Here is a 22,624-nt window from a genome sequence, read left to right on the forward strand (position 1 = left end):
GATCAGGTTGAACAGGTCGCGGAGCTTCTCGCCCTCGTGCTGCGCTGCTCAGGCTGTTGGGTCGACTGCGAAGTCATCTCGATCCTCGTAGGTTGGTTTGACCATGCCCGATGCGACCATCCAGGCCAGCAGGTTCATGGCGGGCAGATAGCGGACACGTCCGCCGTCGCTGGTGTGATTGACGATTTTCCCGCGGGGGAATCTTGGTGGTGCCTTCCATCCCTTTGGCGTGGTGACGAGGACGTGGGCCTCCTTCAAGGGGAGGCCCAGCCTCTTCGCCGCGTTCAGGGAATTGGCGCAGAGCTGCGCCAGGTCCGATGGGTTCATGCCGCGACCGGCTCCGGAAAGAGCTTCCTCAGCTCCGCCTTGACCCGGTCGATGACGCGGTGGGAGAAGTTGTCCGGATGGCGGGCATCGGTGACGATGCCGTCCGTCATCTCCAACTCCTCGTCGATCCCGAAGGCCGTGTGCGGGTTGCTCGCATGCCACAGGCCGTAATAGTTTCGGATCGACATGCCGGCGAACATCAGGCAGCCGGCGTGCTCGGGGACGTACATCGCCTTCCGGCCGTCCGGCGACATGTCGGGCATCCGCCAGCTCCGCTCGTCGAGCCAGCGCTTGACCGCCACAGCGTCAGCGGAGACCTTCGCGAGGATGTCGGCGACCATGCCGTCCTCGTCCAGATAGGATCCGTGCCATTCCTGGCTGTCCCGGGGTTCACCTTCAACAACGTTTGCCATTACGCGGCTTCCTTCCATTGAGACTCGTTCCGGGCTTCTTTCATCAGCTCTTCGAGATCGAGCCCGGGGATGATGATGGTCGTGATGATCTCCATGGCCCGATCGAAATAGGCCTTGAACTCGTCCTCCGGCATCGCGTCGAACGCGGTGGAGGAGGGGCACATGATGATCTCGGCGTCCGGTGAGATGACCGGCTCGACCACGCCGCAGCCCACCAGGAGCGTCTTGTGGAGCGCATCCTCTGTCGAAAACTTGTCGGTGTTCTCGACCACGATCCGCAGGATCACCCGGTAGAGGCGATGCCGCGGCCCGCTGCGGGGCTGCGCCAGCTGGATGCGGAGCGGAACGTCGATCGGAAACCGCTCCAGCATCTTCTCGTCGTAGGGCGCATGCGCTCTCAACGTGATGCCGTCGTCGCCAATCTGCTTGCGCACCAGGATCCACTGGTTCTTCGATTTGTTGCTTGCCTTGCTCATGAAGTCCTCAGATCAGGGGCAGCTGTCTTGGCTTTGGCTTTCGCTTCGGCGCCGGCTCGGGCGGCTTCTCCTTGGCGATTTCGCCCAGCTCTCGGATGTGATCGCGGCAGGCATCAGCCAGCATGTCGATCTGCGCCTGTGACAGCTCGTATTGTTCCCGATGGGCGGACTCTTCCGCCCACCAGGAACGCAGGCCGTTGGCGCTGCGGGAAAGCTTGATCCCCCACAGCGCCAACTCGCAGTACGCTTCAGCCGGAGTCATCAGCCGTTAGCCGCTGCCTTTTCCTTGGCGGGCTTGACCCAGCCGAGATCCTTCAGCCGCTGCGTTGCGAAGCTGCGGAGATCGGTGACCTCCTGCTTCGACATCTCAGCCATCGCGTCCTTCATGTCCTTGCTGTTCATGAGGTCCGTGACCGCCTTGATGTCCTGGGCCTCGCGGATCTGGGTCTCGCACTTGATGATCAGATCCTCGATCCGGCTGCCGCCACTGTTGCCGCCCTGCTGCTGATCGCCGCGGTCGTCGTCACGGCTGTCACGCCGATCGTCACGATCATCGCGGCGGTCGTCGCGTCGGTTGTCATTGGACGCCGGGGCGGTGTCGAACTCGTCACCGTCGCGGAAGTCCCGCTTCAGGTCGTTGACGTACCGGTTGTCGTCGTACATCCCGAGGTGGATGTCGGCGGCGAAGCCCAGGCCGGACAGGCTCTTCGAGATGGCGTCTGTCAGCGACTTCTTCGGCGCCTCTTCATCGGTGAACCAGCCATTGCGGTTCTTGCCGACAAAGGTGGTCTGACCGAAGTGCTCGATCTCGCCGCGCTGACCGTCCAGCATGTACCAGAGCTTGATCCGGACGACGTGGATGACTTCCTTGTCGTGCCCTGGCTGGTACTTCTCGTCGATCACGTTCCAGCCCCAGCCCAGGCCAAGCGGCCCGAACTGTGCGGTGGCCTTCTTGGCCAGGTAGGTGGCGTTGGTCGCCGTGCCCTTGAAGCCACCACCGCGGTTGAACTGCTTGGTGTGCTTGGGATCGGTCGCCTCGACGGCGTTCCAGATCCGGAGGTTGGTGTTGTTCTCGCTCATGAATGCTCCTTATGCCGCTTCCGTTGCGGCGGGTTTCTCGTTGCTGTTGGCTGCCTTCTTGCGCGGAGCCCGGGATTTCTTCTCAGGCTTCGGCTCCTCGGCCGGCGGCGGCATGTTCGCTGCGTCCTCGACCGCCTTCTTGATGGCTTCCTCATCGAACTTGATGAGCTGCTTGCCGTCCTTCGACAGGTTGATGGACACGCCCTTGCCGGCCGCAGACTTGGCGTCGGCGGGGAACAGGCGCTTGATGGCTTTCTTCGCCTTCTCGTGCTTCTCGACGGACGGCTTCGTGCTGAGCAGCGTGAAGGCGAGGTCGCCCCACTCGTTGTTCGTGCTCATGTCGACGACCTTGATCCGCTCGGCGACGGGAATGTCGACCTTCGGAGCGCCAGGCGTCCGGCCGGTGACGACGCAGTCCCAGAAGTCCTTCTCCGCTTCGAGGAGCGCGAGCTGGTAGAACAGGTCGGCCTCGACTTCGATGATGACGTGCTGGGCGGCACCTGTCAGAATCGACAGGTAGGCCTTGGGCAGATCGGTCACCATCATGTTGTGCTGGACCTGCGGGTAATACTTCTCGTACGCCTCCTCCTTCGAGAAGCCGAACGGGAACATGAACTTGAACTCGACCACGGCGATCGGGTCCGCGTCCTCAGCCTTGCGCACGAGGCCGTCGAGCGTGGTGTGTGCCTTGTCCCAGGCGTAGTAGTGGACCTTCTTTTGCTCGTCCGTGACCAGCAGCTCGGTCTCGTCCTCGAACAGGTCGGCGTTCAGCGGCTCGGTCAGGTTGCCGAGATTGATCAGGATGACGTCGCTGAGATCCTCAGGGAGAACCTCGCCGCGCTTCTCCATCCAGAGCTGCTCGATCGCTGCCTGATCACCGGACATGATGATCTTGGCATCCGATCCTCCGATCGACTTCATGCGTGCGGCGCGAGCCTCATCGCTCATGCCGATATGTCCAGTGCGCCTGCGCATTTTCATTTCCTTTGCATTCAAACAAACGGTTAAACGTACTCGCGCCAGATGGCCTTTTCGCCGAGCGTCTCGACGAAGGCCCTGTGGGCGGCGATATCCTCGTTGGTCAGTCGGCTCGCCAGCGGTGTTGGTCGCTGTCGAGCCGGCTTGACCTCTTCCTCTTCAGCAGCGCCGGCCAGAAGGTCGAGCTGCATGCCGATCTGCAGACCACCGCGCATCTCGACGTAGACTTGAGCCAGAAGCTCGGAGTCCAGGAGAGCGCCGTGTTCGGTTCTTCTCGAAGTGTCGATGTTGTAGATGCTGCAGAGAGCATCCAGCGTGTGCTTCCTGCGGGGATGCACCTCCCTGGCCATGGCCAAGGTGTCGACGACCTCATTCTCAAGCGGTGCAATGCCGAGCCGATCCAGCTCTTCATTTATCATCGAGATGTCGAAGGTGGCGTTGTGCGCCACCAGTCTGGCCCCCTCGATGAAGCTCAAGAAGCGATTGTGGATCCGCTTGAACGTCGGCTTCGTTGCGAGGAAGACGTCGCTCAAGCCATGGATCCGGTATGCCTCCCGGCTGACAGGCATCAGCGGGTTGCAATATTGGTGGAACGTCCTGCCGGTAGGGACCATGTCGACTATCTCGACACAGCCGATCTCGACGACTCGATCCTTCTTGCGATCGAGCCCAGTCGTTTCCGTGTCGAAGATAATCTCCCTCATCGTTGTATCGGTCTCCTGGTGAACGGGTCGATGCCGTCTTCACGCATCTGGACGAAGAGCTGATCCTGGGAGCGATCCAGCACAGCCTCGGCCGCTGCCAGATACGCGGACCGAGCCAGCTCGATCTCGTGGGGAGAGGCCCCGGACAGCAGAGCCGCCTTGAACCTCTCCAGCGATGCAACCTGCACATGGATCGCCGCGTGCAGGTTGAGGTGGGCGTTAGCCCCTTCCGGGCTACGCTGCGTCACGGATCCACGTCTTCCGGAACGTGATGCCTGTGCGCTGCTCGAACTGGCGGAGCTTCGCGATCACCTCGTCGGCGGTGAACTTGTTGTAGAGCCCGTCGAGCGAAGGCGCGTTGCCCTTGAAGAAGGTCGAGGTCGGCTTATCCAGCGGCCGGATGTCCTCGAACTGCACCAGCATCAGCACGGTCTCGTTGCCGGCGATGCGGATGGTGTGCAGGTCATCGGCCTGCATGTAGTAGGACTCGCCGTTCGTGAAGCGGTAGCGGTTGGCTTCGTACAGGATCTCCTCACCCGCGAAGGTGAAGCCGTTGCCGCCGTTCAGCGGCGTGTTGTACTCGAACCAGTTGAACACCTCGCCGACGTCATCGACGAGCGAGCGGCGGAACCAGACGTTCTCGACCGCGCCGGCTGCGACGTAGGTCTCGAAATCGTAGCGGTGATCGTGCGGTGCAACGACCTCGGGCATCGCCGAGACGTCACCGTCGAAGAAGTACAGCTTGATCGTCTCCTCCGGAGAGCGCTGGAGGCAGAGATAATCGAAGCCCTTGACGTGAAGGTCCTTGAAGGAGTGTTCGACGATCTGGTCGATGTCGAGTCTGGCGGGCAGCGGCAGGTCGTTCATTAGTGAACCTCTTTGAAGGTGATGCCATTCCCCGGCACGATGCCGAGGTCGTTCTTGAGACCTTTCAGGATGAAGCCGACCGTGCGGGTCCTGATCTCGTGGATGTCCGTGTGCTTGGGCTTGCTGTTCGGACGGTAGTGGCGGTGGACGATGTCCTTGTCGCCACCACGAGCGAGCGCCATAGCGGCCTTGACCAGGCGCTTGGGCATGCGGGCGCAGTTGCACCATCGCAACCATTCCAGCACGCCAAGTGCGCGGTCGATGTCGTCCCGCTGCGGAGCAGTCTTGGTGTCGCCGTCGAAGGGCTTCATCGCCGAGAGGAGGCGGATGCGCTCGATCTCGATCAGCTCGGCACGCGACATGCCGATCATGTTCCAGCCGCCTGAGCGGCGACCGGAGGTGAGCCAGCGCTTCTCCTGGTCGGGAAGCTTGTCGACGATGGCGACCGACTCCACGAGGAGCTGCCAAATCACGTCGTTATGCCGGGCTTCCTCGTACCCCTTGAGGTCGTAGGCCAGCTCGGCACCGCGCCGCAGCCAACCGAGAACCAGCGTTGCGTCCTGCTCGACGGAGGTGGACAGCTTGTCCTCCTTGTCGACAATCGGCTTCACGGTCTCGATCGCCTTCAGCACGTCGTCCGGGATCGGAACGCCAGAGCCACCAGCGATGCTCTTCAGCGTCGTCATTGGCTTGTAGCCGAACGGCTTGTCGGGCTTGCCCATCAGGCGGGTCAGCGTCGACGGTTGCAGTCCTGCATTGCGAGCCAGATCGGTGATGCTCCAGTCCTTGGTCTCCAAGATCTGGTTGATCCAGCCGATCACAATCGCTCTGGCGCTCTGGCTTTCCATATTGATCCTCAGGCGGGAACGAGGGTGGGCTTCTGCGTGGCGACGGGTTTGCCCCCGAGGACTCGGCGCCGGGTGGCGCGGTACTCGAAGAGGTTCGTGCCGATGCGCTGCTGCGTGAGGTGCAGCAGGCCGTCCTTGCTGTCGGCGAGGACGCGGTCGGCAACGAAGTTGAGGGCTTGAACGCGGGTGCGTTCGGCGGACCGGAGCACGTCGCTTTCGGGCACCACGACCTGGCGGTCGAACTGGAGGTCACCCTGCCAGTAGACCAGGACGTCGCCATTGGCGGCGCCCTTGAGCCATTCGTAATACTCGGAGAGAGCGCCCGGACCGATTTCCAGGACGGTTCTCGCCATTACGCCACCAAGCTCTTCAGCAGGCTAGCGTGGGTCTCGACCGCGAGGCTGACGCCTTCGAGGATCCGGCCGAGCTGAGCCACCGCCTCGACCTTGTCCTCGTGAGCCATCTCGGGCTCGTCGGACAGATCGAAGTCGGGCTCGAAGTCGACGTCGAACTCGTCTTCGTCTTCCTCGTCGTCGGGGCCCTGCTGAGCGAAGATCGACAGCTCCGGACCAGCGGGGTCGGTGCCGAAGATGTTGTTCATGAGGGCGACCACTTCGTCGGGAGCACCAGCCTGAGCCAGCGCCTCGCCAACCGTCTGACCGTCCTCAACTTGGATGAGTTGCATTATAACTCCGCTTGCATTCGTGCAAATGATGGAATGTGAAAAGGGGCGCCCTGGCACGCACAACCAACAGGGCGCCCCTCGATTTTCCCCGCTCAACGGGGAAGCTCAGTAGAACTGACCAGTCCGAAGCTTGGTCAGGACGTCATCGCCTTTGCAGTCGTCAAAAGGGGATGTCGTCGTCCAGGTCGTTGTTGCGACCGCCGCCGTTGCCGCCGCCGTTACCGCCGCGGCTGCTGCCACGGTCATCACGGCCACCGCGATCATCCCGATCGTCACGGCCACGGCTACCGCCGCGGTCATCCCGATCATCGCGGCTCGACGAGCGACCCGAGGAGCGGCTGTTGCCGCCGCGGTCATCGCGGTCGTCGCGGCTGTTGTTGCGACCACCACGGCTGGAGCCGCGGTCATCGTCACGGTTATCGCTGCCGCCGCGGTTGTCGTTGTCGAACGACAGCTTCATCAGGGCATCGATCGGCGCGAAGGCGGGGATCATCACCTCGGTCGCGTACTTCTTGTTGCCGTCGTTGTCTTCCCACTCGCGGGTCTGGAGCTTGCCTTCGAGACGGACGAGGTCGCCCTTCTTGAGGTAGCTCTCGACGAACTTGATGGTGTTCTCGTTCCAGACGACGATGCGGTGCCACTCCGTCTTCTCGACGCGCTCGCCGGAACGCTTGTCCTTCCAGCTCTCGCTGGTGGCGACGCTGAAGTTCGCGACAGAGCTGCCACCGTTCAGGTGACGGATCTCGGGGTCCTTGCCGAGCCGACCAATCAGCTCAACACGGTTCAGACTTGATGCCATTTGTGGTCTCTCCTTTTCGACGTTTGCATTAGCATAGCGTTTGCATTCAAGCAAGCGCTATTTCAAAATTCTGGCCCCATGAACAGGCCGGTCTTCTCGTTGAAGAGCATCAGGGCGGTGCCGGTGTTGCCGGCGATCCGCTTCAGTCGCACCTTCGGGATGATGATCTTCCTCGAGTTCGGGTTATCCGGGTCGTCGCCATGGACCACGATGCCGAGGTCCGGCTTGTTCGCCCAGTGAGCCGAGTCCGAGATGCTGTACAGCCCGGGAACCATGCCGGGGTCCAGCTTCGTCGGGTGAGCGACGACGACCACGCAGACGCCAAACTGCTTGGCGAACCGCTTCAGCTTTTTGATCGCCTTGCCGACGTATTCAGTCAGCGACATGGAGCCGGGCCGGCTGTGCTCCAGCTCGTTCCACGGGTCGATCAGCAGCATGCGGACTCCGTCACGAAACACCGCGGTCGCGGCGCGCTCGATCAGGAAGTCCAGGTCGATGTCGAAGTCCGCCGTCTCGTCATAGTCGATGAACTGGAAGTAGCGCTCGACAAACGCCTCGGCTTTCTTCTTCTCCTCGAACGACCAGGCCGCGCGCTCCTTTTCGAGATACGCGGTCATCAGCTCGTACGCCAGGAACGGCTTGACGTCCTTCTCGCCCGAGAAGATGGCGATCGGCCACTTGTGCTTCTTGGCCAGGATCACCGCCGCCTGGTTGATGAAGGTCGACTTACCGACGTTCGGCACGCCCGTGCAGACCACGAACTGGCCGCCGTAGAACTTCATCAGCTTGTCCAGCTCGTCGGACAGGCCGATCTCGCACATGACCGGGATCTCCATCTCCGGATAGTCCGAGAGGCGGAACAGACCGGTGACGGGCCAGGGCCTGGCATTATCGATCATCTCCCGGACGCGCTCGGCGCCGAGATACTGCTTGACCTCGTTGAGGTCCTTGGGGGCGCGCAGCTTGCCCTTGTTCCTCTTGTCGGGGACGACCTCGTCCTTCGGGTACTCAGCCCAGAAGCACTTGGCCGGACCGATGCGTCTGACCAGCTCCTTCGCCAGCCGGCGGCCGGGCTCGTCACCATCGGTGCAGATGATGTGGTGCTTGACCCGCATGATGTGCTCCATCAGGCGGGACATGAAGGCGAACTTGTCGTCATCATCCGGGTCGATGTCCCGGGCGTCGTCCGGAACATGGATCAGCTTGCCTTTGGCGTCACGGGCAGGGGGCGCCCCATCGGGAACCGAGATGATGTGCTCGTAGCCGGACTCCTTACCGGCCTGCACGTCGAACTCGCCCTCGACCCAGATCAGCGACTCCTGGCCGCACTCCAACTGCAGCATCGACTGCTCGTTGAGCAGTACGTCCGCGTTGAAGACGGTCTTGGGTGCGTTCGGTCTTTGCTGGAAGCGACGCTGGCCATCCTGTGCCCAGCGGTACTTCGTGTTGATCTCCTCGCCGTATTCGAAATAAGGCCAGCAGAGGATGTTGCCGCGCTCGTCAGGTACGATTGACCCATCGTGCAAGCGACGCCCGCTGTAGAGCCCCATAGCCGCCGACATTTCCACGCTGAGGCCGCGGTCCTCGATTCCCCTCGCGTGCTTCTCGTTTAGCATTCTCAGATCCAACCCATCCGCAATTTTTGCAGTTCCACACCACGCCGCTCACGTCGATCTTGACGCTGAGGCACTTGATTTTCTTGTGCGCCCCCTTCCGCTTGTGCGAGCACTGCGGACAGAGGGCGTACTGGTTGCCGAATTTGATGGAGCGGACCTTGATCCGCTCCTCGGACAACACCTTCTCGATGTCGACGCCGGCCATGTCAGATCGCCGTGGCGCGTCGGCCGTTCACGCCAGCCCACTCGTTGACGGAGGTGCGCTTGACTGGCGGGCGCTCCGTCTCCCATCGGGCCTGGTTGATCCAAACCGACGCGGCGGCGATGTACTTGACCCTGGTGGGGTCCTGTTTGATCTCCGCGTTCATGCGCTCGGCGTAGTAGCGAAGGCCGGTCATCAGGTCGGTGAACTCGACCTCGTCCTCGCGCTCGACCTTCTCCAGCTTCAGCCACGCAGCCTTGCGGCTATCGCCCGGCTTCTTCGGGTAGAGATTCCAGAACTGCTTCCGGAAGTCTGTCGGCCAAGGCGCCGTGCGCCGGTTCTTGGTGGGAGGTTCTTTGGGAGGTTCTTCTTTTGGGTGGTTAAAGGTGTGATCCCCGTTCTCACCCCGGTGTGAACCAGCTTCACTGCGGGTGTGATTGTCGTTCTCACCCCTGTGATTGTCGTTCACACCATGGGGGTGATCCTCGTTCACACTCTTGTCGGTGTCCCGTGCGTCCTTGCGCCGCGGGCTGTCGATCATCAGCTTGTAGACTGACGACCTGGTGGCGCCGGTCGGATGCGTCCGGCCGGTCGACTCGATGATGCCGATATCTTCGAGCTTCTTCAGGTTCTTGTTGACCGCCTCGCGGGTCAGCATGCTGCGGGCGCTGATAGTGGTCTGTCTCGGATAGGCCTCGTCTTCGTCACCGGCAAAGTCGGCCAGGACGAGGAGCACCAGCTTCATCGTCGACGTCATGTCGTCGCGGTTCAGCTTGAAGGCCCAGTCGAGGGCTTCGATACTCATTCGGATGTCCATGTCGTTGGGGGTGGGCTTGACACCCAAACCCGGGGCGGTGTATTTGCACGAATGCAAGTAAAAATGCAAGCCACGAGATGTGGGTGCAAATCTGGAACACAGCACTAGGGGTTCAGGTGGGTTCGATAATTCGTGTGGCCGGCATTGATCCGTCGATGTCCAATTTCGGCATCTGCCGCATGCTCCTGGACTGCGACACCCTCGAACTCCGGTTGGAACGCTTCAGAACGATCTGCACGGTGCCGCAGCGCGGTTCCAAGAAGGTGGTGCGCCAGAACTCCGACGACCTGCGCCGGGCTCAGGAGCTGCACCAGGGCTTCCAGGAGGAGCTGAAGGACTGCATTCTCGGCTTTACCGAGGTACCATCAGGCTCGCAGCATTCCCGCAGCGCGCTCGGCTTTGGCATGTCGATCGGGATCCTGGCGTCGTCGCCGATCCCGCTGATCGAGGTCATGCCCTCAGAGACCAAGCTCGCCAGCGTCGGTGTGCAAACGGCCGAGAAGCCGGAGATCATCGCCTGGGCTGCGGCGCTCTACCCGGACGCTGACTGGATTCGCTATCAAAAAGACGTCACCCGGGGCCAGAAGAGGCGGAAAGCCGGTGACTTGCACGACGACAACGAGCACGTCGCGGACTCGATCGCAGTGACTCATGCTGGCATTCGAACCAGTCAGTTCAAGCAGACGCTTGCATTGCTGCGAGCGACCCACAAGAACCTTGGCTGAAATTTCAAGCGACCGAGTCGGTCCGAGACTATTGATTCGTTTGCACTTTCCGGCGATTTTGGAACGTATAGAGAACAAAAAAACGTTTGCAATCGTGCGGAACCTCGCGTAGGTGGCGTATTAGCATCCGCGCAAACGGATTGGAGCCAACGACCATGAATGCAAATCTTCTGAGATTTCGAGCAAAGCAATAATTCAACTCCGGTCTCCTTCAGGTGACGGAAAAGAAATTCTTCGCGAACCGTGCTATGGAGGATCGCAAGTGTCATTGGTAGAAAATACAAATATGAAACAGGCTCCCGCGGCCAACACTAAAGCCAAGCAGCTTGTGATCGAGTGGATCGATCACATCCTGGACCGCAAGAAGTGGAACGGGACTGACTTGGCCCGTGCCGCCGAACTGGCTCCCTCGACCATTCTTCGACTGCTGAACAATCCTAAGCACCCCTTCGTGCCCACCGTCACGACCTTGCAGAAGATTGCTGATGGATCGGGCTATCCTATCCCGAAGAAGGTCATGCAGGCGCTCGGCGCCGAGGGTGAGCGCGGTGACGGCAATGGCGACGAGGCTGACGAGAACATTCGCTCGCTCGGCACCGTCCGTACGCGGCAGCCGACTGTCGAGCTTAAGCACATCTCGTCGCTGCCGGCGTCGTTGCAGTCGACGGTGAGCGCGGGGCGGGACTCGTATGTCCCGGCTCCGCCTCAGCTGGAGGGCGACGAGACTGCATTCGCCTTCCACATGCCGGACAACACCTTCGACCCTTGGTTCAAGTCGGGTTCACTGATGTTCGCGACCAAGCGCCGCGATCCAGTGGCCGGCGACACCATTGTTGTCACCGACAAGAACGGACGTGCTCGCGTCCGTCTTCTGATGGACATCACCGAGGCTGGGTTGAAGCTCACGAAGACCATCCCGGCGACGGAAGATGAAGTAGTGTCCTTCGATGACATCGGGGACATTGCTATCGTCACCATCTTTGTGAAGAGCTGATCAGACCTGTAAGTCAGTTTTGACTTACAGGCCTACACTTCGAACATCTTGCGGACACGTTCAGCCATCGCCCTGATCGTCTTGGGCGGTGACGTCATGACGTCCACCTTGAAGTCCTCCTCCAGCTGGGCGAGCTGCTTCAGCCATTCTTCAGCCTCTCGCAATGATGGAAGGTCGACCTGCGGCTCCCATTTGAGCCGCTGGATCTCCAACGCTGTCTTCTGGATCTCGAAGTCGAGGTAGTCCAGGAACTCACGCAACACGACCGTCACCCGATCGACGGCCGGCTCGATGACAAGCAACTGGTCACCGATCTCCGTCATGATTTCAGGCAGGCGGTCTTTGAACTTTGGGTTAATCGGGCGCGTTATCAGCTTGGGAACTGACTGCGCCGCACTACGCTTCATGAATCCTCCTTACGAAGGAGACGCATTCGGTCATGGACCTTGACTGCAGACATGTCGTCCTTCGTTGGCTTGAATGGTTGCAGGCCACGATTGATCGCTGCAAATGCCAAGGCGGTCGCCTTGGTCACGCCGCGGATTTCGTACTTGCCGATGGCCTGAGGCGTCAGTCCGAGCCAATCGGCCAGCTCGGTCTGCGTTAGGTCGCGGGAAACTCGGAACGCCCGAACCTCTTCGCCGGTAAGGAACTTCCTGGACGCATTACGACTAGGGGTCATTTCACAACCTTTCTGAAGGCGCGAAAGGGCAAGAGGGATAACGGCTGAGGGGAACCGCAGTTGCCCTAATCCAGGCATACCGGCACCGGTCGGGCACCTATGCCGCATGCAGGGCACCATTTCCTGGCGCTACCCCAGTTCTTCAGCTTCCGCTCGAAGGTGCGGGAGGCGCCTGGGTAGAACTGCGCGACATGGACCAGGCTGCCGGCGGCCACGGCGGCTTTAACAAGGGGTGACCCTCTGCCGTTGAGATGTTGTTCCAGGCGTCTGTCTGGAGTTTCATCGTGACACCAGCCGATGTAGTGAGCCGCATGTAAATAGCTCGGCTCGAAGTGAAGTAGGTAAACACTCATTTGCTTTTCGCAACCTGTTGGATTTGTTTTCGATCAGGCGGCTTCGGCAACCGGTGCTCGCTCGATGCGAGCCATGCGGCCAAGCTTCCATTGATCACGGATGACCAACACAAGCTCGGCGCGGTCCATCGGCTCGGAAACCTGACGCCACTTCGGACCAGGCTTCGTCAGCGCCCACACAACGAACATCGCGGGCACGGGCTTCGTCTTCATGGTGACTCCTTGGATTTGATGAAGTTGGTGATCGGGCCGTCGCCCTGATCAAAGACGTTGACGATCCCCCGGCCTTCCATCTCGTTGACGGGGATCCACACGGTGAAGGTGAGGCCCTGCGGAGGGGCGAGCATCTCGATGCACTCGATGATGCCGTCAGCGCCGGGCAGGATCGTGTGCTCGTTATCTTCGTGGTCGTCGCCGACGCAGACATCGAGCATCGTCACGCGCTGCCCGAGCTTGAACCCCTCGGCCTCCGGCAGGCCATGCCGATGATCGAACGGACGGCTAACCATAGACGATGTCCCCGAACAGGCAGGCTTGCAGGAAAACATCGCCGGTCTCGGCGTCGCCGTTCTCTTCGACGATTTCCGCGATACGGGATGCGGCTTGCTTCGATAGGTAGTCGAGGCCGGTCTTGATGCTTGCCGGCGTCAGCTCGTACGCCTTGTCCTCCTGGACCTTGATCTCGATCAGGAAGTCGCCGGACCAGACGTTCGGACAAGCGTACCAGGGGCGCTCTTTCGCCAGCTCGCGGCCCTTCTTGGGTGTGACTTCCTCGATCCAATAGTTCGATCCGCCCTCGAAGGCGGCGATGATCTGGTCGGCCACATGCTGAGCTGTCAGCTGAATGGTAGCCGGAAACGTTGCGAGCACAGGTGTGTCGCTCATGATGTATTCCTCTGATGGTGGATTGTGGTCAGGCGAAATCGAGTTCGCCGTATCCGTCCTCGACGTAGCGGTTCGAGCGGCGGTACTCCCCGCCGCGACGCGGGGAGGATCTGCGCTCACCTCTGTTGGTGTTGATGACGTCGCTGACCGCTGTCTCGTCGAAGTCCTCGTCGATCAGCTCCTGGTCCCAGGGGCCCTGCTTGGGCTTACGCATGCTCAAGGTCCTTCGAACGTTCGAAGTGCTTTGAGCCGGTGCCGTGCGCCTCGATCGTGATGTCAGCCTTGCCGCCGGAGCGGTGGCCGCCGCAAAGCAGGCAGTAGGCACACTGGATGGCCTTCCCCATCTCAGCGCCGGCCGGGCAGTGACCCTCGCCCTTGGCCTTGGGTTCACCCTTGGGGCGGACCCGGTAGGTTCGGAATCCGAGCGCCTTGGCGAGGACGCGATCGACCTCGCTGTCGCAGGAGGCCATGCAGAACTGCGCCAGCTCGGGGACCTCGCGCCAACGATGGGTGTAGCCGGTCATCTCGTCGACGAGCTGGAGAGCGGACTGCCAGATCTTCACCGGCACGGCTCCGGGATCGCCGTAGGCTCCGAGACGAACCCGCTTGCGAGCCAGAAGCTTTCGGGCCTTGGTGAGCGGCACATCCTGGTAGACGCCGCGCTGAAAAGCGTCCCAAACGACGCGAGGACCATGCATCAGCGTCACGTAGCAGGAGCGCTCGATGTTCTTCTTCTCGCCGGTCTTGGGGTCGGTGATGATGCGGCCCATGTGGATGCAGGTGCCGCAGATCGAAACGTCATCACCGCGCTGCGCAGCCAGCATCGGGTTCTGGTCGGCGCGCAGGATGTAGACCTGGACCATCGGGCCGGTCTTTGAGTTGCTGCCGCCATCTTCCAGACCAGTGGCGATGACGACGATCGGCTTGCCGTCGATCATCGACGGGCCGCGGTAGAGAACGAAACCGTTCATAGGTCTCTCCTTATTTGCATTCATGCAAGCACCAGGGCATGGGTCTTCGGTTCGGTCAGGGCCAGATCGGCCTCTGCACGTTTGAGCTGGTTGGTCAGGATCTTGATGTGCTTCCGTTTCCTGGCCTGAAAGTCGTGGATGGCGTCAGCCTCGGACTCCGAGAACTTCTTCTTGAATGCGGTGAGCAATACGAACTCACCGCAGCACCAGGCGCCCTTAGGCGTCCGGCGATCGACCGGGTACCAGCGCAATTCGAGGCGAGGATCGGTGACCCCGTACTCCTCGCGGTCGGCATCGACAACGTAGGAGTAGCGCTGGGCCTCGCACCGCCAGAGGACATCGAGATCCCCTGGCGGCTTTCCGTGTGGATAGTGCAGCTTCACGCCGCCTTCTCCTGCTGCTCCTTGTTGTCGTTGGCGGGCTTCTGCTTCGGCACGGGCGCAGCCAGGTCGACGAGGGTGTTCATCGAACGGGTCGCCGCGACGTAGCAGAGGTTGTCCTCCTGCTCGATCTCCCAGGGCATGGAGGCGTACTTCGAGGGGCAGGTTGCGAACCGGTCGAGCCAGAACACGTACTTCCACTCGCGGCCCTTCGACTTGTGGATCGTCGAGAGGGTCAGGATGCCCGTCACGTTGTCGGCGAAGATCGAGTTGATGTATGCGACCACGTCGGTGATCAGGTGCTGCTTCTTTTCGAGGCAAGCATCCATCACGACCTTGAGTGTCTCCGCCTTGTCCTCGGCCTCCTGGACTCGAGCCATCTTCTTCTTGGCCATCCAGCGCTGGGTTTCCATGTCCAGCCATTCTTCGAGCTTGTCTTCCAGCTCGGGGATGGTGGAGATCGACTTCCAGCGGGTCGCCAGCTTGATCAGCGCCTCGCCGATGTTGCGGCCCTCGATCCGGCAGGGGATGTTCTGGCGGATCAGTGCGAAGGCGGCGGACACCAGCGGCCGGGTGTTGCGGCAGAGGATCGCCGAGTCCCCATAGTGAAGCGCCTTCTTCACCATGAAGTCCTCGAAGGTCATCGCCGTCACCGTGCCCTGCGGCGCGCTCTCGTGTGCCTGGATGTGATCGACCCAGGTCTGAGCGAACCGGACGATGTTCTTCGGGCAGCGGTAGGTCACCGTGAGCGGCATTTCCTTCGCCTGGAAATACTGCTTCAGGTTCTCCATGCTCTCGTTGTCGGCGCCCGTGAAGCCGTAGATGGCCTGCCGGGGATCGCCGACGCCGAAGAACCGGCCGGTCTCTTTGAGCAGCGCGTCAGCCAGAAGCTTGCGGCATAGGTTGGCATCCTGCGCCTCGTCCATGATCACGTTGTCGTACTCGAAGAACTTGATCTGGTAGAGTAGCGGCAGATAGATCATGTCATCGAAGTCGACGACCTGTCGCAGCTCGTTGGACGCCTTGAGCAGCTTGATCCCGACGTCGATGAGCTGGTCCGCCTTCTTCTGCAGCGGCTCTTCGTCAAACAGATCGAAGTGGTCGACGATGTCCTCCCAGATCGAGGTGTCGTCGATGTGACCCTGGCCCGGGACGCCGACAGCATTGGCCTTGGCGAGCGACACCAGGTGGCAGATCGTGCCGGTGTGCGGCACCAGCGTGATCGGGATCTCGTCGTTCTCGACCCAGGAGGCGCAGATCGCGCCGACCTTGTCGCCCTTGACGATGACGCCGGGGACGGCCTTCTTGTAGTTCCGCAGGCCGATCGAGTGGGTGGTGGCCGCCTCAACCCGCTTCCAGTCGATGCCGCGCTTCTTCAACTTGGCCTTGATCTCTTCGGCAATCTTCTTGTTGTAGGCCAGGATGATCGAGATCCCGCCCATGCCATCGGCCGCTTCGAGGATGGTTGTGGTCTTGCCGGCGCCGGCCACGGCGATCAGCACGATAGAGCTGGTTCCGGTTCGGGCTTCCTTGATGAATGCCGCCTGCTGGGGCGACCATTGAATTGCTGTGGTCTGCATGTGTCCTGTCTCGGATCGGGGTTAGTGGCGGATCGTTAGCATTGCGATTGCATTCAAGCAAATAGAAAGCCAGCGAAATGCAAATTTATGCGGCGACTCGGTGCTCCTGGGCACGCAGCGCCTTCAGGGCCTGGACGATACGCTGGGCGTTCGCCTCGCTGCGGGGCTGGGCGATGACCTTGCGGTCCTCGAAGATGATCCAGCAGTTATCGTAGATGTCCTCGATCGCGAACACCTCGTCGTTGTCGGCGAAGAACGCGGTCTTGCCGGCCGGCGTGAGGTGGTGGGTCTGGATCATCGTGTAGGCGTGCTCGTCGATGAACCCCTTCTTCTTCAGGTTGTTCAGCGAGTTGACGTGCCCTTCGCGCAGATAGAGGCTGGTGCTGACGGACATCGCCAGGATCCGCGCAATGATGCGCTCTTGCAGGTTAGTCAGCATCTTCGTCATGGTTGCCTCTGTTCAATGGTGGCCTGGAGTCGGCTGAGCCAGTCATCCAGGAAGCGTTGGTGGCTTTCGAAGGCGAATGAGATGTTCGATGCGGCCTGCTGCATCTGGTCGGCTGCTGCGCTCATGGTGCTTGCAGCAGACCGCACGTCATCGGCGCCGATCAGGTGAACGTACCGCTCTGACATGGCGTCACTTCAGGTAGGCCGGGCCATAGATGCCCATCTTGGCGAGGCCGTTGTGCTCGTCGAAGATGTTGCCGCGGGCGTGTTTGGCGGGCTTCGACCAGCTCGCCGGCATCAGCACGTCGCCAGTGTTCTTGCAGACGAAGGCGTGGACGCTGCCGTCACGGCGGACGCGGTAGCGAACCTTCAGCTCCTCCAGCTTGAACTCCGGCTTCGGCAGCCGTGGATAGTTCTGCGCCATGTGCTCGTGGTTGATGCGCCGACAGCCCTCGAAGAATGTCTGAAGGGCAGGGCCGAAGTTGCGCTCGAATTTGGTTTGGAAGGGTTGGACCATTGCATTTTCCTGGTAAGTTTGCAGTCAAGCAAACGGCCGGACAGCATGAGCCACCCGGCCGGAGCGCTTACAGCTCGGCGACCGCCTTGCGGAGGTCATCGAGCGACATGTTGGAGAGCTTCTCCATTTGTGCTCTCAGTCCTTGATGATTTCTTTGATGGATGCGTTGGCGACGAAGCCGAGGAAGCCGTCCTCGGACTCGACCATCACGCGCTTGTCGAGGTCGTCATTGTCGACGTCGCCGACCGTGTAGATGCCGTCAGGGGCATCCTCGTCCCCTTCGACGCGGACCTGGTCGCCGGGGCTGACGATCAGGATCTTGGTGGCCTCGGGTTCAGCCGTGGCCCTTTGCTGCCAAGCCGAAGGCATCTGCTCGCCGTCGACGAACAGGCCATCCTCGCTGAGGACAGCCCGCCCATCGGTGGCGTCGTTCACCGCCACCCGAACGTCCGCAAGGCGAACAAGCTCGTTCTCGTCCTCGCACCCCTCACCGAGTCGGCTCTTTATCTGCTCGAATGCGGGATGATCCACCGCCAGGGTCCATGGCCGACCCTGTGCGATGAAGAAGATCGATGTGTCAGTGATGACGCTGGCAATCATGTTGCGCTCCGGTTTCGTGTTAGGCAGCCTGATCGAGTTCAGCGCCGGTGAACTCGACCTCTTCGTTGTCGTTCGCAGCCGCCGGGCGAGACAGCAGCTCGAAGTAGTGTTCGAGCTTGGCAATCTTCTCGGTGTTGCGATGGGAGTAGTAGGTGTGCTGTTCGACGATGGCCTTGAGCAGCATGTACTCGCCGCACAGGACCTCGAACCGCTTGCTGATCGCCGCGATCGGGCAAGCCACGTCTGGCTTGTTGACCTCGACGCCGACCTTCTTGAGAGCAGCGAACGCCTTATCGCTGTCGGTCGATGCGGTGGAGTTGCTCTCAAGCTGAGCGTAGAGGGTTTTCAGATCCTCGTGGAACAGCTTGATGTCTGCCGGAGCCTTGGCGAAGGGCTCCATCTTCGCCACTTCCTGGAGGTTATGGTTCAGATTGTTGAGCGACTTCTTGTGCAGACCGGTGAACTCGGCGACGTTCACCTTGTCGCGGATCGGCTGGATCATGTCGTCGGCGAGCATGGTCCAGTCACCTTGCACGACCTGGTCCTGGCTCTTCACCAGAATGACCGTGCCAACCTCGATCAGACCAAACTCGAACGCGGTCATCACGAAGCCCTCGACATCGCTGAACGAGATCGAGGCGGTCTGGCTGCCGTGTAGGCGGTAGAAGTCGTTCGAGCCACCGCGACGCCGGGTGTAGCTCGGGAACTGCTCCACCATCAGGCCACCCTCGGCCAGGTCGACGTCCTGGGTGAGGCGCTGCAGCCGACCACCGGACGTGACCATGATGGTCTTGCGCTTGCGGATCGTCTTGCTGACGCGCTTGGTCACCGGCACCTTGAAGGTGTCCAGCTCGATGACCTCGGGATTGCCGAGGGCAGCCAGAACATCGTCGCGGAACAGGCGCTTGCAGCGGACCCAGAGGACCTTCTTCCCGACCAGCTGAGCCATGTGGAAGCGGCTCAGCGAGTAGCTCGGGTTGTGCTCGATGACGACCGTGGCATCGGCCGCCCACTGGGTGCGGACCGTGGTGTCCTCGAACTTGTCGAACTGCTGCCAGCCCTCGCCGAGGGTGTCCATCTTGCAGTTGGCCTTCGACAGGGTCTCGGTGATGCGCAGGCCCTGCCAGTCGACGATGCTCCGCAGCCGCTCAGTGCGGGACCGGCCGAGCGTCTCCGTCTCCTTCTCGAAGATGGCGGCGGCTTCAAACAGGGTCTCGGCCGCGTCCACCTTCTCGCGCAGCTGCTCGATGAAGCTGTCCTCATACTGCTTGACGAGGGACTTCAGCGTCGTCTTGGTCGTCTCGTCGTAGGCCAGCTCTTCGCGGGACAGGATGACCTTCAGCGAGCCGATCGGCGCATCGAACAGGACGACGTCGTCGTAGTCGAGGAAGCCGCTGGTCTCGACCTGGTCGAGATCGAACGGATACATCACGCAGCCCATGCGAACGCGGGGGCCGTAGAAGGGGACCGAGCCTTCCTTGTACTTGGTCCAGTTGTCGCCCTCGCTGAGCACGACCGGCTCCTTCCAGGTCACCGCACCCTCGGGGAAAATCGTCGGGCGGGGTTGGAACGACCAGAGGATGTCGCGGGCGGCCTTGGCGAAGCCTTCGATGTCGTCGCGGCGGACAGCGAAGGAAACCTCCATGCCGTTCGGCTGATCGGTCGGACCGTCGTGCAGCAGGTCCATCTTCGGCATGCCGTCGTCGGCAAGCGACATGATGTAGGCCAGCATCCGGCCGTTGTAATACGAGGTGATGTTGTAGCTGCCGGAGCCGGTATCGCCGATCAGGTAGGCATACGGGCTCTTGGAGCCGATGCCCCAGCCACCAACCTCAGTGTTGGTGTCGCGCTTGGTGGAGGCGTACGGCTTGGCGTAGACGTTCTCCATGGCCTCTTCGGACATGCCGGTGCCGTAGTCGCGGATGCGGAAGACCGGGTTGAGGCGGGTTGGAAGGTGAACCTCGAAATTGCCGCGGGCGACGTCCCAGGCGTTGGTCGACAGCTCGCGCATCGGATAGCCGATCTTGTCCTTCGCCAGACCGGAGAACGTGGCGTAGAAGGCCACCGCGTTGGTCTCGAACGCGACCTTGATCTCCTTCTTGACGCCGGTTGCGATGTGGGCGTGCTGCTTCATTCCAAGCTTCATTGGGTGTGTTCCTTGCTGGTGTTGGTTGGATCAGGCAGCGCCTGAGAGGAGGTCGTCGAACAGGGAGCCGAAGGCGTCTCCCGTGTCGTCATCGTGTTCGTGGATCGCGTCGTGGAGCTGGTCGAAGGTGAAGCCCTTGTTCTCCAGGAAGGCGGAGACCTTCTCCGGGTACCAGTAGACGAGGTCGCGCAGCGTCTCTTCACGACGACGCAGGCGACGGAGGCCAAGACCAGAGCCGGTCGGCTTCTTGATCTTCGGCTTCACCGGGGCAAAAGGGTCGCGTTCAATCACCAGCTTGGACTGGTCGAACTTGACCATGTGGTCGCGCAACTCGATCAGGTGGCCGACATCGAGCGCCTCGTGGGGATGGTGCTCGTTGTAATAGCCGACCGAGAGGTTCGTGCATTCCTGCACCAGGTGCATGTATTGCTTGGTGTCGGTGACGAAGCCGGTGTCGTCTAGCCGATAGCGCGACGGCAACATCGGCTGCATCGACTTGGCAAAGGCGTCCGAGCAGCAGCGCTGCCGCTGGTGGGTGATGATCGAGTCGATGCCCTTGCGATCGAAGGCGATGGCCGCCTCGATGCTGATCAGCCGGCCCGGCTCGTTCTCTGCGATTGCCCGCGATCCCTGGCAGCCGATCTCTTCCGCGTCGTGGAAGATGTACATGCCCGGTACCTTGGCCTTGATCATCTCGATCATGATCCAGACGCCGGCAGCGCAGTCAGCGCCGAGGCAGCTGGACTTCGAGTTGACCGTAAGCGTGATGAACTTGCCGTCGAAATCGACCCGCTGGTATCCCTCGGAACGATGGACGCTGTCCGTGTGCGAGGACCACAGCACGGTCGGGACCTCGCCGATCGTCAGGCACCAGTTGCCGTGCTTGTCGCGCTTGGCGCCGGTAGGGACGATGAACTTCTCGATGAAGGCCTTCTCGGTCGCCGACCGGGCAGGGCGCCGGTAGGACAGCATGGCGATGATGGTTTCGAGATCAGACATAGTGCTTCCTTAGGCCACGCGACGGTGACGATTGAGTAGGAGGTCAGACGTGGAGAGGGCGCCCGGCCGCGGACGCATCATCAGATCGGCGAAGGCATCGGCTCGATCGTCATCGTTGTCGTGGGCAACGCTCTTGTGCATGCGCTGCCCGTCCTTCTCGACGAACTCAGCCTTCGGCCAGTTCTTGCCCGACACCGTGCAGAACTCGCCGTGCTGTTCGAAGTGCTCCTTCGACCAGTACCGGCCATCTCCCATGATGACCTTGAAGTCGTTGGACCAGTGCTTGCCGGTGCCGCGGCAGACGAACGCCTCGTAACGGACAGCTTCTGGCGACCACATCTCGTCCGCACCGAGGACGAAGATCATGTCCGTGGTCTTGGCCGGCACGTTCTTACGCGGACACATGGTGTGCAACACCGCCGTGCCATCGTCAGAACTACCGCTCACGATCCAGGTCTTGCCCGGCTCGCCCTGTTCCGCCGTGACGAAGTGGTCGCCCATGTCGATGGCGACCTTGATGTCGTCGAAGTACGGCATCACGTATTCGTCTTCGTGGTTTTCGGTCGGGATCTTCAGGAGCTTGGCGCCGACGAAGACCTGGAGCTTCTTGTTGCCGTGGACCGTGTTGTCGTCACGCATCCAGGTGTAGCCCTCGGCCTCCAGGGCAGCCTTCATGCGCTGGAAGTCGCCGTAGACGCGGCCGAACAGCTTCTTCTCAGGCCAGCAGAGTGCGCGGGACTGGATGCGCCCGTCGCTGTTCTTGGTGTAGGCCACAGCCAGATCGCCGCCAGCGTATGGCGCAGACGGCCACGCCGGCAGGTCTTCGAAGTCGGCGGCATGCTTGCCGCTCATGCAGGACTCGGGACCGTCGCGGTAAATCCACTCGATGTCTTCCTCGCTGGTGGCGAAGTAGACCTCACCGCTTGGATCGATCGCAGCGATCAGGTGCCGGCGCCGGTTGTCGTCGATATCCGGATAGAAGCGGGTGAGATAGCGACCAGGCGTGAGCACGGTCGGCTTGTTGATGATGCCGTTCTCCTCGGACTCGATGAAGCCGATCAGGCTGTTGTCGATCGTCGCGAGGTGGGCGAAATGATCCTTGATGGGCTCCAAGTCCCACTTCGGTGGAAGTGGAAGCAGCTGGCCATCCTCGAAGCGCTTCAGCATGGCTGCGCGCCAGTCGCCGGCCTGTGCAATGCGCCGACACTGGACCTTGGCGCCAGTGGCAGTCGCGGCAGTCTTGGACGCCTTCGCTGCATCGGCGCCCTTGGGGAATGTGCCGTAGTCCGGCAGCGGCGTCTCGACCAGGTTGCCGTTCTCGTCGCGGTCCAACCGAACCAGGTAGAACATCGTTTGCTCCGTTTGCATTCATGCATGTCGTTGGACATGGCTTTCTCGTCATTTCCCGCGGAGGAACCAATTTTCCTCCGCAGTCGGAGGCTTGCTCTATGTTTGCATTCAAGCAAGCAGAAAAGCAAGCCAAATCTGCGGCCCCCGTATTGGGCCGTACCTGTAGGTCTATCCCGTGAATTG

Annotated in this window: 34 protein-coding genes; 2 read left to right on the plus strand and 32 right to left on the minus strand. The window is 61.2% G+C overall.

All coding sequences use genetic code 11. The annotated features are described in order from the left end of the window. Positions 1 to 48 precede the first annotated feature (48 nt). The 16 genes from FXV83_RS15910 to FXV83_RS45430 all read right to left on the minus strand — a co-directional run bounded on the left by FXV83_RS15910 (position 49) and on the right by FXV83_RS45430 (position 10,123). Complete coding sequence (locus FXV83_RS15910) at positions 49 to 327, minus strand: hypothetical protein (protein ID WP_148740354.1); 279 nt, start codon at positions 325 to 327, stop codon at positions 49 to 51. Then, a complete protein-coding gene (locus tag FXV83_RS15915; protein ID WP_148740355.1) occupies positions 324 to 740 on the minus strand; it encodes a hypothetical protein in 417 nt (138 codons plus the stop codon). The genes FXV83_RS15910 and FXV83_RS15915 overlap by 4 nt, the downstream gene beginning before the upstream one ends. Next, positions 740 to 1,216 (minus strand): hypothetical protein, encoded by a 477-nt coding sequence (locus FXV83_RS15920; protein ID WP_148740356.1) that lies wholly within the window; start codon positions 1,214 to 1,216, stop codon positions 740 to 742. The genes FXV83_RS15915 and FXV83_RS15920 overlap by 1 nt, the downstream gene beginning before the upstream one ends. Before the next feature lie 7 nt (positions 1,217 to 1,223). Then, on the minus strand, positions 1,224 to 1,478 hold the full coding sequence (locus FXV83_RS15925) for a hypothetical protein (RefSeq protein WP_148740357.1): 255 nt from the start codon (positions 1,476 to 1,478) through the stop codon (positions 1,224 to 1,226). After that, positions 1,478 to 2,296: a hypothetical protein gene (locus tag FXV83_RS15930; RefSeq protein ID WP_148740358.1), complete on the minus strand. Its 819-nt coding sequence runs from the start codon at positions 2,294 to 2,296 to the stop codon at positions 1,478 to 1,480. The genes FXV83_RS15925 and FXV83_RS15930 overlap by 1 nt, the downstream gene beginning before the upstream one ends. A gap of 9 nt (positions 2,297 to 2,305) precedes the next feature. Continuing rightward, positions 2,306 to 3,271, minus strand: a complete 966-nt coding sequence (locus tag FXV83_RS15935) for a YqaJ viral recombinase family protein (RefSeq protein WP_187435940.1) — start codon at positions 3,269 to 3,271, stop codon at positions 2,306 to 2,308. Positions 3,272 to 3,300: 29 nt separating this feature from the next. Further along, positions 3,301 to 3,978 (minus strand): DNA polymerase III subunit epsilon, encoded by a 678-nt coding sequence (gene dnaQ, locus FXV83_RS15940; RefSeq protein WP_148740360.1) that lies wholly within the window; start codon positions 3,976 to 3,978, stop codon positions 3,301 to 3,303. Continuing rightward, on the minus strand, positions 3,975 to 4,226 hold the full coding sequence (locus FXV83_RS15945) for a hypothetical protein (protein ID WP_148740361.1): 252 nt from the start codon (positions 4,224 to 4,226) through the stop codon (positions 3,975 to 3,977). Before FXV83_RS15945 ends, dnaQ begins: the two co-directional genes overlap by 4 nt. After that, entirely contained in the window at positions 4,213 to 4,845 is a 633-nt protein-coding gene (locus FXV83_RS15950) for a hypothetical protein (RefSeq protein ID WP_148740362.1), read from the minus strand. Before FXV83_RS15950 ends, FXV83_RS15945 begins: the two co-directional genes overlap by 14 nt. After that, a complete protein-coding gene (locus FXV83_RS15955) occupies positions 4,845 to 5,693 on the minus strand; it encodes a hypothetical protein (RefSeq protein WP_148740363.1) in 849 nt (282 codons plus the stop codon). The genes FXV83_RS15950 and FXV83_RS15955 overlap by 1 nt, the downstream gene beginning before the upstream one ends. 8 nt (positions 5,694 to 5,701) lie before the next feature. Then, entirely contained in the window at positions 5,702 to 6,046 is a 345-nt protein-coding gene (locus FXV83_RS15960; protein WP_148740364.1) for a hypothetical protein, read from the minus strand. Further along, a complete protein-coding gene (locus tag FXV83_RS15965) occupies positions 6,046 to 6,378 on the minus strand; it encodes a hypothetical protein (RefSeq protein WP_148740365.1) in 333 nt (110 codons plus the stop codon). Before FXV83_RS15965 ends, FXV83_RS15960 begins: the two co-directional genes overlap by 1 nt. A 160-nt stretch (positions 6,379 to 6,538) precedes the next feature. Continuing rightward, positions 6,539 to 7,177: a single-stranded DNA-binding protein gene (ssb, locus tag FXV83_RS15970; RefSeq protein WP_148740366.1), complete on the minus strand. Its 639-nt coding sequence runs from the start codon at positions 7,175 to 7,177 to the stop codon at positions 6,539 to 6,541. A 62-nt stretch (positions 7,178 to 7,239) separates the two neighbouring features. Then, positions 7,240 to 8,793 carry an AAA family ATPase gene (locus FXV83_RS15975; protein WP_148740367.1) on the minus strand — a complete coding sequence of 518 codons (1,554 nt, stop codon included), beginning with the start codon at positions 8,791 to 8,793 and terminating at the stop codon, positions 7,240 to 7,242. Positions 8,794 to 8,999: 206 nt separating this feature from the next. Next, positions 9,000 to 9,800: a helix-turn-helix domain-containing protein gene (locus FXV83_RS15980; protein WP_187435941.1), complete on the minus strand. Its 801-nt coding sequence runs from the start codon at positions 9,798 to 9,800 to the stop codon at positions 9,000 to 9,002. 116 nt (positions 9,801 to 9,916) lie between these two features. Beyond that, positions 9,917 to 10,123, minus strand: a complete 207-nt coding sequence (locus tag FXV83_RS45430; protein WP_187435942.1) for a DUF2201 family putative metallopeptidase — start codon at positions 10,121 to 10,123, stop codon at positions 9,917 to 9,919. On the opposite strand from FXV83_RS45430, the gene FXV83_RS42730 reads away from it, so the two are divergent. Together FXV83_RS42730 and FXV83_RS15990 are read left to right on the plus strand one after the other, a co-directional pair. Continuing rightward, entirely contained in the window at positions 10,079 to 10,537 is a 459-nt protein-coding gene (locus tag FXV83_RS42730; RefSeq protein WP_210250737.1) for a RuvC family protein, read from the plus strand. The genes FXV83_RS45430 and FXV83_RS42730 overlap by 45 nt on opposite strands. 286 nt (positions 10,538 to 10,823) lie before the next feature. Beyond that, positions 10,824 to 11,531: a helix-turn-helix domain-containing protein gene (locus FXV83_RS15990; protein WP_148740369.1), complete on the plus strand. Its 708-nt coding sequence runs from the start codon at positions 10,824 to 10,826 to the stop codon at positions 11,529 to 11,531. Between the two features lie 32 nt (positions 11,532 to 11,563). On the opposite strand, the gene FXV83_RS15995 is transcribed toward FXV83_RS15990, so the two are convergent. The 16 genes from FXV83_RS15995 to FXV83_RS16075 all read right to left on the minus strand — a co-directional run bounded on the left by FXV83_RS15995 (position 11,564) and on the right by FXV83_RS16075 (position 22,441). After that, positions 11,564 to 11,938: a hypothetical protein gene (locus FXV83_RS15995; protein WP_148740370.1), complete on the minus strand. Its 375-nt coding sequence runs from the start codon at positions 11,936 to 11,938 to the stop codon at positions 11,564 to 11,566. Further along, positions 11,935 to 12,213 (minus strand): helix-turn-helix domain-containing protein, encoded by a 279-nt coding sequence (locus tag FXV83_RS16000; RefSeq protein ID WP_148740371.1) that lies wholly within the window; start codon positions 12,211 to 12,213, stop codon positions 11,935 to 11,937. Before FXV83_RS16000 ends, FXV83_RS15995 begins: the two co-directional genes overlap by 4 nt. A gap of 386 nt (positions 12,214 to 12,599) precedes the next feature. Then, positions 12,600 to 12,779 carry a hypothetical protein gene (locus FXV83_RS16010; protein WP_148740372.1) on the minus strand — a complete coding sequence of 60 codons (180 nt, stop codon included), beginning with the start codon at positions 12,777 to 12,779 and terminating at the stop codon, positions 12,600 to 12,602. After that, positions 12,776 to 13,075 (minus strand): hypothetical protein, encoded by a 300-nt coding sequence (locus FXV83_RS16015; RefSeq protein WP_148740373.1) that lies wholly within the window; start codon positions 13,073 to 13,075, stop codon positions 12,776 to 12,778. The genes FXV83_RS16010 and FXV83_RS16015 overlap by 4 nt, the downstream gene beginning before the upstream one ends. Further along, positions 13,068 to 13,451, minus strand: coding sequence for a hypothetical protein (locus tag FXV83_RS16020; protein WP_148740374.1), 384 nt, complete (start codon positions 13,449 to 13,451; stop codon positions 13,068 to 13,070). The genes FXV83_RS16015 and FXV83_RS16020 overlap by 8 nt, the downstream gene beginning before the upstream one ends. A 28-nt stretch (positions 13,452 to 13,479) precedes the next feature. Beyond that, complete coding sequence (locus tag FXV83_RS16025) at positions 13,480 to 13,665, minus strand: hypothetical protein (RefSeq protein ID WP_148740375.1); 186 nt, start codon at positions 13,663 to 13,665, stop codon at positions 13,480 to 13,482. Beyond that, positions 13,658 to 14,422, minus strand: coding sequence for a hypothetical protein (locus FXV83_RS16030; protein WP_148740376.1), 765 nt, complete (start codon positions 14,420 to 14,422; stop codon positions 13,658 to 13,660). Before FXV83_RS16030 ends, FXV83_RS16025 begins: the two co-directional genes overlap by 8 nt. Positions 14,423 to 14,442: 20 nt before the next feature. Next, on the minus strand, positions 14,443 to 14,805 hold the full coding sequence (locus FXV83_RS16035) for a hypothetical protein (RefSeq protein ID WP_148740377.1): 363 nt from the start codon (positions 14,803 to 14,805) through the stop codon (positions 14,443 to 14,445). Further along, the gene (locus FXV83_RS16040; RefSeq protein WP_148740378.1) at positions 14,802 to 16,382 is read right to left on the minus strand and encodes a UvrD-helicase domain-containing protein; all 1,581 of its coding nucleotides are present in this window, start codon (positions 16,380 to 16,382) and stop codon (positions 14,802 to 14,804) included. Before FXV83_RS16040 ends, FXV83_RS16035 begins: the two co-directional genes overlap by 4 nt. Positions 16,383 to 16,467: 85 nt before the next feature. Further along, positions 16,468 to 16,830: a hypothetical protein gene (locus FXV83_RS16045; protein ID WP_148740379.1), complete on the minus strand. Its 363-nt coding sequence runs from the start codon at positions 16,828 to 16,830 to the stop codon at positions 16,468 to 16,470. After that, positions 16,827 to 17,015 carry a hypothetical protein gene (locus FXV83_RS16050; RefSeq protein ID WP_148740380.1) on the minus strand — a complete coding sequence of 63 codons (189 nt, stop codon included), beginning with the start codon at positions 17,013 to 17,015 and terminating at the stop codon, positions 16,827 to 16,829. Before FXV83_RS16050 ends, FXV83_RS16045 begins: the two co-directional genes overlap by 4 nt. Positions 17,016 to 17,019: 4 nt before the next feature. Then, the gene (locus FXV83_RS16055; RefSeq protein WP_148740381.1) at positions 17,020 to 17,346 is read right to left on the minus strand and encodes a DUF7717 family protein; all 327 of its coding nucleotides are present in this window, start codon (positions 17,344 to 17,346) and stop codon (positions 17,020 to 17,022) included. A gap of 135 nt (positions 17,347 to 17,481) precedes the next feature. Continuing rightward, positions 17,482 to 17,946: a hypothetical protein gene (locus tag FXV83_RS16060; protein ID WP_148740382.1), complete on the minus strand. Its 465-nt coding sequence runs from the start codon at positions 17,944 to 17,946 to the stop codon at positions 17,482 to 17,484. Positions 17,947 to 17,965: 19 nt separating this feature from the next. Next, positions 17,966 to 20,092 (minus strand): ATP-binding protein, encoded by a 2,127-nt coding sequence (locus FXV83_RS16065; protein ID WP_148740383.1) that lies wholly within the window; start codon positions 20,090 to 20,092, stop codon positions 17,966 to 17,968. Between the two features lie 30 nt (positions 20,093 to 20,122). Beyond that, positions 20,123 to 21,091 (minus strand): M28 family peptidase, encoded by a 969-nt coding sequence (locus FXV83_RS16070; protein ID WP_148740384.1) that lies wholly within the window; start codon positions 21,089 to 21,091, stop codon positions 20,123 to 20,125. Between the two features lie 9 nt (positions 21,092 to 21,100). Further along, positions 21,101 to 22,441 carry a hypothetical protein gene (locus FXV83_RS16075; protein WP_148740385.1) on the minus strand — a complete coding sequence of 447 codons (1,341 nt, stop codon included), beginning with the start codon at positions 22,439 to 22,441 and terminating at the stop codon, positions 21,101 to 21,103. Positions 22,442 to 22,624 lie beyond the last annotated feature (183 nt).

Origin of the sequence: Bradyrhizobium hipponense (assembly GCF_008123965.1) — a bacterium.
Classification (GTDB): domain Bacteria; phylum Pseudomonadota; class Alphaproteobacteria; order Rhizobiales; family Xanthobacteraceae; genus Bradyrhizobium; species Bradyrhizobium hipponense.

Coding starts and splice junctions, on each gene's coding strand:
- FXV83_RS15910 (WP_148740354.1), bottom strand. CDS start 327: ATGAACCCATCGGACCTGGCGCAGCTCTGCGCCAATTCCCTGAACGCG.
- FXV83_RS15915 (WP_148740355.1), bottom strand. CDS start 740: ATGGCAAACGTTGTTGAAGGTGAACCCCGGGACAGCCAGGAATGGCAC.
- FXV83_RS15920 (WP_148740356.1), bottom strand. CDS start 1,216: ATGAGCAAGGCAAGCAACAAATCGAAGAACCAGTGGATCCTGGTGCGC.
- FXV83_RS15925 (WP_148740357.1), bottom strand. CDS start 1,478: ATGACTCCGGCTGAAGCGTACTGCGAGTTGGCGCTGTGGGGGATCAAG.
- FXV83_RS15930 (WP_148740358.1), bottom strand. CDS start 2,296: ATGAGCGAGAACAACACCAACCTCCGGATCTGGAACGCCGTCGAGGCG.
- FXV83_RS15935 (WP_187435940.1), bottom strand. CDS start 3,271: ATGCGCAGGCGCACTGGACATATCGGCATGAGCGATGAGGCTCGCGCC.
- dnaQ (WP_148740360.1), bottom strand. CDS start 3,978: ATGAGGGAGATTATCTTCGACACGGAAACGACTGGGCTCGATCGCAAG.
- FXV83_RS15950 (WP_148740362.1), bottom strand. CDS start 4,845: ATGAACGACCTGCCGCTGCCCGCCAGACTCGACATCGACCAGATCGTC.
- FXV83_RS15955 (WP_148740363.1), bottom strand. CDS start 5,693: ATGGAAAGCCAGAGCGCCAGAGCGATTGTGATCGGCTGGATCAACCAG.
- FXV83_RS15960 (WP_148740364.1), bottom strand. CDS start 6,046: ATGGCGAGAACCGTCCTGGAAATCGGTCCGGGCGCTCTCTCCGAGTAT.
- FXV83_RS15965 (WP_148740365.1), bottom strand. CDS start 6,378: ATGCAACTCATCCAAGTTGAGGACGGTCAGACGGTTGGCGAGGCGCTG.
- ssb (WP_148740366.1), bottom strand. CDS start 7,177: ATGGCATCAAGTCTGAACCGTGTTGAGCTGATTGGTCGGCTCGGCAAG.
- FXV83_RS15975 (WP_148740367.1), bottom strand. CDS start 8,793: ATGCTAAACGAGAAGCACGCGAGGGGAATCGAGGACCGCGGCCTCAGC.
- FXV83_RS15980 (WP_187435941.1), bottom strand. CDS start 9,800: ATGAGTATCGAAGCCCTCGACTGGGCCTTCAAGCTGAACCGCGACGAC.
- FXV83_RS15990 (WP_148740369.1), top strand. CDS start 10,824: ATGAAACAGGCTCCCGCGGCCAACACTAAAGCCAAGCAGCTTGTGATC.
- FXV83_RS15995 (WP_148740370.1), bottom strand. CDS start 11,938: ATGAAGCGTAGTGCGGCGCAGTCAGTTCCCAAGCTGATAACGCGCCCG.
- FXV83_RS16000 (WP_148740371.1), bottom strand. CDS start 12,213: ATGACCCCTAGTCGTAATGCGTCCAGGAAGTTCCTTACCGGCGAAGAG.
- FXV83_RS16010 (WP_148740372.1), bottom strand. CDS start 12,779: ATGAAGACGAAGCCCGTGCCCGCGATGTTCGTTGTGTGGGCGCTGACG.
- FXV83_RS16015 (WP_148740373.1), bottom strand. CDS start 13,075: ATGGTTAGCCGTCCGTTCGATCATCGGCATGGCCTGCCGGAGGCCGAG.
- FXV83_RS16020 (WP_148740374.1), bottom strand. CDS start 13,451: ATGAGCGACACACCTGTGCTCGCAACGTTTCCGGCTACCATTCAGCTG.
- FXV83_RS16025 (WP_148740375.1), bottom strand. CDS start 13,665: ATGCGTAAGCCCAAGCAGGGCCCCTGGGACCAGGAGCTGATCGACGAG.
- FXV83_RS16030 (WP_148740376.1), bottom strand. CDS start 14,422: ATGAACGGTTTCGTTCTCTACCGCGGCCCGTCGATGATCGACGGCAAG.
- FXV83_RS16040 (WP_148740378.1), bottom strand. CDS start 16,382: ATGCAGACCACAGCAATTCAATGGTCGCCCCAGCAGGCGGCATTCATC.
- FXV83_RS16045 (WP_148740379.1), bottom strand. CDS start 16,830: ATGACGAAGATGCTGACTAACCTGCAAGAGCGCATCATTGCGCGGATC.
- FXV83_RS16050 (WP_148740380.1), bottom strand. CDS start 17,015: ATGTCAGAGCGGTACGTTCACCTGATCGGCGCCGATGACGTGCGGTCT.
- FXV83_RS16055 (WP_148740381.1), bottom strand. CDS start 17,346: ATGGTCCAACCCTTCCAAACCAAATTCGAGCGCAACTTCGGCCCTGCC.
- FXV83_RS16060 (WP_148740382.1), bottom strand. CDS start 17,946: ATGATTGCCAGCGTCATCACTGACACATCGATCTTCTTCATCGCACAG.
- FXV83_RS16065 (WP_148740383.1), bottom strand. CDS start 20,092: ATGAAGCTTGGAATGAAGCAGCACGCCCACATCGCAACCGGCGTCAAG.
- FXV83_RS16070 (WP_148740384.1), bottom strand. CDS start 21,091: ATGTCTGATCTCGAAACCATCATCGCCATGCTGTCCTACCGGCGCCCT.
- FXV83_RS16075 (WP_148740385.1), bottom strand. CDS start 22,441: ATGTTCTACCTGGTTCGGTTGGACCGCGACGAGAACGGCAACCTGGTC.